The organism is Aquiflexum lacus, from assembly GCF_015476655.1.
Classification (GTDB): Bacteria; Bacteroidota; Bacteroidia; order Cytophagales; family Cyclobacteriaceae; genus Aquiflexum; species Aquiflexum lacus.
On the sequence record NZ_JABFHF010000019.1, the window covers coordinates 103,266 to 111,064 of the forward strand.

7 protein-coding genes are annotated in these 7,799 nt (G+C 39.4%); 6 read left to right on the forward strand and 1 reads right to left on the reverse strand.

Annotated features, from left to right (window positions below):
- The first annotated feature begins 83 nt into the window (after window positions 1-83).
- The 3 genes from rnr to HMJ38_RS16830 all read left to right on the forward strand — a co-directional run bounded on the left by rnr (window position 84) and on the right by HMJ38_RS16830 (window position 4,260).
- Window positions 84-2,267, forward strand: a complete 2,184-nt coding sequence (gene rnr / locus HMJ38_RS16820; protein WP_194975587.1) for a ribonuclease R — start codon at window positions 84-86, stop codon at window positions 2,265-2,267.
- On the forward strand, window positions 2,239-3,228 hold the full coding sequence (locus HMJ38_RS16825; RefSeq protein ID WP_194975588.1) for a polyprenyl synthetase family protein: 990 nt from the start codon (window positions 2,239-2,241) through the stop codon (window positions 3,226-3,228). The genes rnr and HMJ38_RS16825 overlap by 29 nt, the downstream gene beginning before the upstream one ends.
- Before the next feature lie 402 nt (window positions 3,229-3,630).
- The gene (locus HMJ38_RS16830; RefSeq protein WP_194975589.1) at window positions 3,631-4,260 is read left to right on the forward strand and encodes a rhomboid family intramembrane serine protease; all 630 of its coding nucleotides are present in this window, start codon (window positions 3,631-3,633) and stop codon (window positions 4,258-4,260) included.
- Window positions 4,261-4,528: 268 nt separating this feature from the next.
- Here HMJ38_RS16830 and HMJ38_RS16835 read toward each other — a convergent pair whose 3' ends face one another.
- Entirely contained in the window at window positions 4,529-4,840 is a 312-nt protein-coding gene (locus tag HMJ38_RS16835; protein WP_194975590.1) for an HPF/RaiA family ribosome-associated protein, read from the reverse strand.
- Between the two features lie 114 nt (window positions 4,841-4,954).
- Here HMJ38_RS16835 and HMJ38_RS16840 point away from each other — a divergent pair, with 114 nt between their 5' ends.
- The 3 genes from HMJ38_RS16840 (at window position 4,955) to HMJ38_RS16850 (ending at window position 7,531) form a co-directional block, all read left to right on the forward strand.
- Complete coding sequence (locus tag HMJ38_RS16840; RefSeq protein WP_194975591.1) at window positions 4,955-6,127, forward strand: baeRF7 domain-containing protein; 1,173 nt, start codon at window positions 4,955-4,957, stop codon at window positions 6,125-6,127.
- A gap of 182 nt (window positions 6,128-6,309) precedes the next feature.
- Window positions 6,310-6,576, forward strand: coding sequence for a hypothetical protein (locus HMJ38_RS16845; RefSeq protein ID WP_194975598.1), 267 nt, complete (start codon window positions 6,310-6,312; stop codon window positions 6,574-6,576).
- Window positions 6,566-7,531 carry a DUF4238 domain-containing protein gene (locus HMJ38_RS16850; protein ID WP_194975592.1) on the forward strand — a complete coding sequence of 322 codons (966 nt, stop codon included), beginning with the start codon at window positions 6,566-6,568 and terminating at the stop codon, window positions 7,529-7,531. Before HMJ38_RS16845 ends, HMJ38_RS16850 begins: the two co-directional genes overlap by 11 nt.
- Window positions 7,532-7,799 lie beyond the last annotated feature (268 nt).

Here is a 7,799-nt window from a genome sequence, read left to right on the forward strand (position 1 = left end):
AGATATGGAATTAATTACAAATAACCAGGCCCATTTCCGACAGATCAAGGGCCTGAAATTAAACAATTGGAAATAAACCTTTTATGGGAAGAAAATCAAACAATCAACAGGGGAAGAAGACAAAAGTGATGGATGCCTCCCAGTTGGCAAGAAAAGTCCTTAATTTTTTGGACAATAACTATGGCAAAGAATTCAATGCCAAACAGATCATCAAAAAACTTGAAATCAGGGATTCCGTCACCAAAGGTGGGGTGGAACCGACTTTGCATAAATTGGCCGCCGCAGGTTCTGTATCCAAGACGCCGAGAAATTATTTTTCTTCCGTCAAAGAACCGGAATTTGTAGAAGGTGAGGTTGATTTTGTCAACCCAAGGTTTGCCTTTATCAAGCCGGATCCCAAACACGATTTGGAGGAAGATGTATTGATTAAAGAAGCAGACCTCAAACAAGCACTCGATGGAGATAGGGTGAGAATTATGGTCTATCCAAACAAAGGCAAAACCGGAAGACTTGAGGGGAAAGTTTTGGAGATAGTTCAAAGAAACCGGGATGAATTTGTGGGCAGGGTAGAAATCTCTCCCCGGTTTGCATTTGTAGTACCTGATTTTAAGAAAATGCATCAAGATATTTTTGTGCATACCGGTGACTTAAATGGTGCCCAACACAATCAAAAGGTAGTAGTCAAATTCACAGAATGGCGGGAAGATGATAAAAACCCTACAGGGAAGATTACAAGGGTCTTGGGTAAAGCCGGTGAACACGAAGTGGAAATCCACTCCATCATGGCTGAATTTGGATTGCCTTTTGAATATCCCAAAGCTGTGGAAGAAGAGGCAAATGCTATCCCGGATGAAATCCCGAGTTCTGAAATCAAAAACAGACGGGATATGCGGGATGTACCTACATTCACCATTGACCCCGCTGATGCCAAGGATTTTGATGATGCCATATCCTACAGAAAACTGGACAATGGAAACCTTGAAATCGGTGTCCACATCGCTGATGTGACCTACTATGTGCAGCCAAAAACAGGTTTGGAAAAAGAAGCCTACGACAGGGCTACTTCGGTTTATTTAGTAGACAGAACAATCCCCATGCTACCTGAAAGATTGAGCAACGGATTGTGTTCCCTCAGACCAAATGAGGATAAACTGACTTTTTCCTGTGTCTTTGAATTGGATGAAAATGCAGATGTCCTGAACCATTGGATCGGGCGGACTGTAACGCATTCAGACAGGCGGTTCGCCTATGAAGAAGGTCAGGAAAATATAGACAATCAATCCGGAGACTTTTATCAAGAACTGACCCATTTGAATGATCTCGCTAAAAAACTCCGTAAGAGGAGATTTGAAAAAGGAGCTGTGAATTTTGAAACAGTTGAGGTCAAGTTCAAATTGGATGAAAAAGGAAAACCGCTTGGGCTTTTTGTCAAAGAGCGGAAAGACATCCACAAACTGATAGAGGAATTTATGTTGCTGGCCAACCGTACCGTGGCGGAATTTGTTTACAACAAAAACAAAGGCAAGGATACATTTGTGTATAGAATCCATGACAATCCCGATGCCGAGCGATTGGAAACATTTGCCAACTTTGCCAAGAAGTTTGGGCATGAGGTCAAAATAGGTGAAGGCGAGAGGGTATCTGCTGCGCTCAATAAGCTGATGGACGAAATCGTTGGAAAACCTGAGCAGAATGTGCTAGAACAATTGGCCATCAGAAGTATGGCCAAGGCCAAATATACCACCGAGCCCAAGGGACACTTTGGTTTGGCATTTAAACATTATACCCATTTCACGTCTCCAATCAGGAGGTATCCGGATATGATGGTGCACAGATTGCTGCAACATTACCTTGATGGCGGCAAATCTCCCAATGAGGAAGAGTGGGAAGACAAATGTCTTCATTCCTCCACGAGGGAAAAAAGAGCAGCCGATTCCGAAAGGGCATCCATCAAATACAAACAAGTGGAATTCATGTCTCTTGCTGAGGAAAAAGACTATGAAGGGATTGTGGCTGGTGTTACCGAGTGGGGTGTTTTTGTTGAAATCACAGAGACCAAATGCGAAGGAATGATCCGTGTTCATGACATGAAAGATGATTATTATGATTTTGATGAAAAAAACATGCGACTTATTGGGTCGAAAAATAAAAAAATGATCACTTTGGGGGACAAAGTAATGGTCCGTGTAGTTGCTACGGATATTGATAGGAGAACAATAGATCTGGAATTTGCTGATAATGAACCAAGCCAAAAAAAGCGCCGATAAATTATTATATGCCTTGGAAAACCATATCCAAGGTTTTTCATACGGAGAATCACCCAAGGAACTTTACGAGCCCATATCCTACATCATGAGTTTGGGCGGGAAACGCATCCGTCCCTTACTCACATTGATGGCCTATTCGCTGTACAGAGAGGATTATCAAAACATTCTCACCCCTGCTATGGCCGTAGAGGTTTTCCACAATTTCACACTCATGCACGACGACATCATGGACGATGCCCCGCTTAGAAGGGGAAATCAAACCGTGCATGAAAAATGGAATGCCAATACAGCTATCCTCTCGGGAGATGTCATGCTGGTCAAAGCTTATGATATGCTGCTTGAAATTGAAGCAGACAAACTCAAGTTGTGCATCGGACTTTTCAATAAAACAGCCGCAGAGGTCTGTGAAGGACAGCAGAAGGACATGAATTTCGAAACCCTGCCTACGGTATCCGAGGAAGATTACATCGACATGATCCGATTGAAAACAGCAGTTCTCCTTGGTTTTGCTTTACAGTTTGGCGCCATCTTGGCCGGTGCATCCAAAGAAGATTCAGAACATCTCTATAACTTCGGAGTCAATATTGGTATTGGTTTTCAGTTGAAAGATGACCTTTTGGATGTCTATGCAGATAAGGCGAAGTTTGGGAAACAGGTAGGTGGAGATATCATTTCCAACAAAAAAACCTTCCTTCTGCTCAAAGCAAAAGAATTAGCCAAAGGAAAAACAAAGAATTTATTGGAAAACTGGATTGAAGCCAAAGATTTTGATAAAGCCGAAAAAGTTGAGGCAGTCACCGCTATCTATAAGGAATTGGGGATAAAAGCCTTGACAGAGTCGAAAATGAAGGAGTATTTTGACAAAGGATTTTCGGAATTCACTTCCTTGAAAGTACCTTATCAGAACCATTTCGAGGAACTTTTGGGACTTACTCAAAATTTAGTGGATAGGGAGAAGTAAATCTGGAAGTATTAGGGGCAGACATCTTGCTATCGGGATCGAGGTGACGAAGTAAAGTTTGAAAGGACTTTAGAATACTTTTATTGGATAGATTGTGCCAAAGGCTTCTCCTTGTCATATCGACGTCAGGAGATATCTGTTCTGCCTTGAAGGTCTTAGACCTCTTCCGCCACGGCGGACAAGACCTGTCGTCGAGGTGACAAGGATACGCCATTTGAAGTATTGAATGCCTTTGATGGATCAATCGTGTCTATGACTCCTCCTTGTCATATCGAACGTAGAGAGATATCTAAAGAGCCTTCTGACGTCGAGGTGACAAGGACAAGTTTTGTTTGCATTTTATCACCTACATTTGATGGATAGTTTTAAAAATCACTAAAAGACTCCTAAACACCTCACCAAATGGAATTATCCGTAACAGTCATATTGATTGCCCTTACTGCATTGACCTCCTATCTGGCGTGGAAAAAGCCTGAACTGCTCAACAGGTGGATGTTTACTCCCTACATGATCAAAAATATGGGGCAGTGGGACAGGTTCGTGCTGTCGGGATTTATCCACAAAGACAATATCCACCTGCTGTTCAACATGTTTACCTTCTATTTTTTTGGAAGGGTGGTGGAGATGTTTTTGATCTTTAAATTTGGAACAGTGTTGGGAATAATTGCCTATGTGCTTTTCTATGTGGGTGCCATAGTGGTTGCCGACATTCCAACCTACTTTAAGCATAAAGATCATTCATTTTACCGGGCTTTGGGTGCATCGGGAGGTGTTGCTGCGACGGTATTTGGGAGTATCATTTTGATGCCCTTGTCGGACATCTGCCTTTTTGGGATTATTTGTTTACCGGGATTTGCCTTGGGAATCATGTTTTTGATCTATTCGGTCGTACAGGCAAAAAAAGGTTCCGATGGCATCAATCATGACGCCCACTTATATGGCGCACTGTTTGGAATAGCCTTCATCTTGATCATCAATCCCCAAAGTGCTTTGAACTTTATAGACCAAATAAAAAGCTTCAGGATGTTTTGACATGTTTTATGCAATTCCAGGAAAAATATGGTTGCTTTTCCGTCCCTTTAGGGACTTTGAGAATAAGTCAAACATAAAGTTTTGCATAATCCGAATCGGTGTACGGTAATTTGAAGTATTGAAATAAGCAAAAATTAATATTGGATATTGATAGATACTTGTGAGCCCTAGCTAGGCACCATAATATCCATAAATATCCAATATCAATAAATATCCTATACTTGAAATAGGCTTTAAAATTCGATTTAGGCCATCAAACCAAAAAGACCTATTTATCCTTCTGTAATTGACGAATATTTTTATCCGTGACACTTCTCAGCATGGTGTTCCATCTGTCCTTTGCCTTTTCCTCAGAAAAAACATCAGGTCCTGGGATACCAACCCTCATGCCCAATTGTCTTTCAGCGGTCTTTCCTGTTCCCGAAATATTAAAATAAAGATCAACCGCATTGATGTCGTGGGTAAATCTTGAAATCTTGTCTATGGATTTTCTAATCTGGGCCTGCAAACCTTCCGGAAGGTCAACTTGTGGGGCTTGAACATCAATTTTAATCCCTTTGTAATTTTCGGTGTAATTCATATTTAATATATTTTAGTTAATATTTTCCCTTCCAAGGAATGGTTTTTGCACCATTCACATCAGTCGAAAGGCTAGAATCAACAAAAATACATGTTTAACTAATAAATAATAGATATGAAGATTTTTAATAGAGAAGATTTTATAAATCTTTCCAATAAAACAGCAAACCCGATGATATCCATCTATTCTCCTACTTCCAGGCAAAGTTCAAATGGTTACAAGGAGGATATGATTCATTTTAAAAATCAGCTTTCAAATGTGAAAAAAACCTTAGAAAAAGAATATAGGATGTCGAATTCAGAAATCAATAACCTTTTAGATCCTGCCCAGGAGCTTTTGGATAATTTCAAATTTTGGCAAAACAATTCTGATACGCTGGCCTGTTTTTTATCTAAAGATGGAGATATGGACCTGTTCAAGCTTCCGATTGAAATCAATGATAGCAGTCATTTTATAGGTACAAAACCCATGTTGTTGCCCATGGTTCCTGAATTGAATGATGATGGCCACTATTATCTTCTCTTGCTCAACCTTGACAGGATCAGACTTTACGAAGCTACCAGGAGTGTCATACAAGAGGTCTTACTTGACCCTGAGGAAGTGGCGGTATCCTTCACTGCCGAAGAAGACGAGGATGAGAATCAGGATCAACTGCATGGTCAGGGTGGAATTGGCAATGCCGGCGCCATGTACCACGGACATGATGGGGGTGCGGATGAAGTGAAAAAAGTCACGATCCTCAATTACTTTCACAGGATGACCAATATGCTCGAGCCACTCTTATACAAAAACCCACTGCCCCTATACCTTGCTGGGGTGGATTATCTGATTCCGATTTTTAAAGAAGCCAGTAAATACAATCATTTGATGGATGGTCATGTCAGCGGGGCATTTCAGGAAAAAGACATGATGACCTTACATCAAAAATCTTGGGAAATAGCAGAACCACACTTTCTGGAAGAAAGGAAAAAAAGAAAAGAAAACTTTCAGGCCAAAAAAGCGGAAGGCTTGGCAGTCAGCAATGACAATCTCAAAATCATCAAAGCAGCACTAACAGGTGCGGTGGATACCTTGTTGGTCAATAAAAACCATGAACACCTTTGGGGAAAATATGATCCTGAAACCCATCAAGTAAACCTTACTGAAGAGCAGGAAGATGATTCTCATTGCTTGGTAGATGAAGCCGCTGCCAAGGTCATTGAGTTTAAGGGCAAAGTATATATGACCGAACCTGAGGATATGCCCGAGGACAATTTGATCGCTGCCACGATGAGGTATCCGCTATAATCTTTAGAATTCCAAAAAACCATCATCAAGGGTTACCTGAAAAATCGGGTAACCCTTTTTTTTCATTTCTTTTAAATTCCTCCTTCCCCATTAAAAACTCTTTCCCTTTTACCGAAAATTTACTTTATTCCTTATCTTCAAAAACCAATTAGTTTGAATGCCATTTGGAACCCAAGTTAAATATGCCTCTTTTTCAGAATTCAGTTCTTAAGAATTACCTATCCGCACAGCCTAGACTAAAAAGGTTTTTGGTAGAGTTAACCAAGGCCAAGGTAAAGTTAAGTCTAGGAGAGGAAGCCGAATGGATGGCCTATTTCAATGAACAAAAAACCAAAGCTCAAGCCTCCCAATCCGACATCACCCGCCTCGACCGCGAGATCGATGCTTTGGTGTATGAGTTGACGGAAGAGGAGATTAGTGTAGTGGAAGGGGGTGATTATGGCGGATAAAAAAAATCAACATTTTGTTCCTAAATTTTATTTAAGAAAGTTTCAATCATGTGAAAAAGAACCGCTTTATGTTTTTAATCTTGAAAATATGAAAAGGGGATATTCGGCAAAAATCAAACCTTCATTCCCAGCAGCAATTTGCTATAAAGAGTACTATTACAATATAGATAGGGATTTGCCTATTTCTGTAGGAAAAAGGCCAAAGCAATATATAGAAAATAATGTTAATGGTTTTTATGAAAACAAGATTCCAAAAATTATTGAAAAGATTATAAGTGAAAGTGCTCTTAGCTTGAGAGAGGCCACATTATTTTCGGACTTTATAATTCATCTGAAAGTTAGAAATCCGTATCAGGAATTACTAAACGAGAGAAGTAAAATTCAAAGATTAACAGAGATTTCATCTAAAAGGTATGATTTTTTTAGAAATGAAGCTTTTGAAAGAGGGATTCCGAAGGATATATTTGATGTTGTTTATCAAAAGTCTATTAAAAGTTTATTAAATAAGGAAAATTTAACACAGGAACTTCAAAAGGAGAGCCTAATACGAAAATATGAGAACCCTGAAGAAAACTATAAAAAATTTAGAGATGCTATAGTTTCATCATCTTGGAAACTATTAGAACTTGATGATAATTCTGATTTTTTTTTAACTACCGATAATCCTGGAGTTGCCTTAGATAGTAAAGGGATAATTCACAATACTAAATTTCTAAATGGCTTTAATTTTTACCTCCCACTTTCGCCTAAACATTCATTGAGAATAACTGATATGGAATTAAATATAATTGAAAATGATATTTTTCTTATTGAAAGAGAAAAAATAGATTCTTCAGTAGTTAAGGATATAAATAAGCTATCTTCTTCCGTATCAAATAATCTAATAATTTCTAACAGCAAGGATAATTTGCAACGGTTTCTTGATCAGAATTTTGCAAAAGAGAATGGAATTTAGGTTTCTATTTTCTGGAATCCCAGCCTGAGTGAAGAATAAGCATTTATCTAAACTAAGTTTGCCCCCATCTAGGTGTAGACTTCTACCTTTCACCTTTTAGAATCAGTGGTCGCTGGGTGTAGAATACGACATTGACTAGGCGGAGTTTGCAACTCCGCCCTATTATTTTTCGGGTCCCGTACAGCTGTCGGGAGCAATTCCATTTCTGAAAAGGGGTCGTGTACTGAAATAGGTTGACACAATTTAATTTAAAATTGTAAACCTATAT

What these genes read in the sequence shown, in the direction of transcription:
- rnr (WP_194975587.1), top strand. Translation starts at nt 84, where the DNA reads ATGGGAAGAAAATCAAACAATCAACAGGGGAAGAAGACAAAAGTGATG.
- HMJ38_RS16825 (WP_194975588.1), top strand. Translation starts at nt 2,239, where the DNA reads ATGAACCAAGCCAAAAAAAGCGCCGATAAATTATTATATGCCTTGGAA.
- HMJ38_RS16830 (WP_194975589.1), top strand. Translation starts at nt 3,631, where the DNA reads ATGGAATTATCCGTAACAGTCATATTGATTGCCCTTACTGCATTGACC.
- HMJ38_RS16835 (WP_194975590.1), bottom strand. Translation starts at nt 4,840, where the DNA reads ATGAATTACACCGAAAATTACAAAGGGATTAAAATTGATGTTCAAGCC.
- HMJ38_RS16840 (WP_194975591.1), top strand. Translation starts at nt 4,955, where the DNA reads ATGAAGATTTTTAATAGAGAAGATTTTATAAATCTTTCCAATAAAACA.
- HMJ38_RS16845 (WP_194975598.1), top strand. Translation starts at nt 6,310, where the DNA reads ATGCCTCTTTTTCAGAATTCAGTTCTTAAGAATTACCTATCCGCACAG.
- HMJ38_RS16850 (WP_194975592.1), top strand. Translation starts at nt 6,566, where the DNA reads ATGGCGGATAAAAAAAATCAACATTTTGTTCCTAAATTTTATTTAAGA.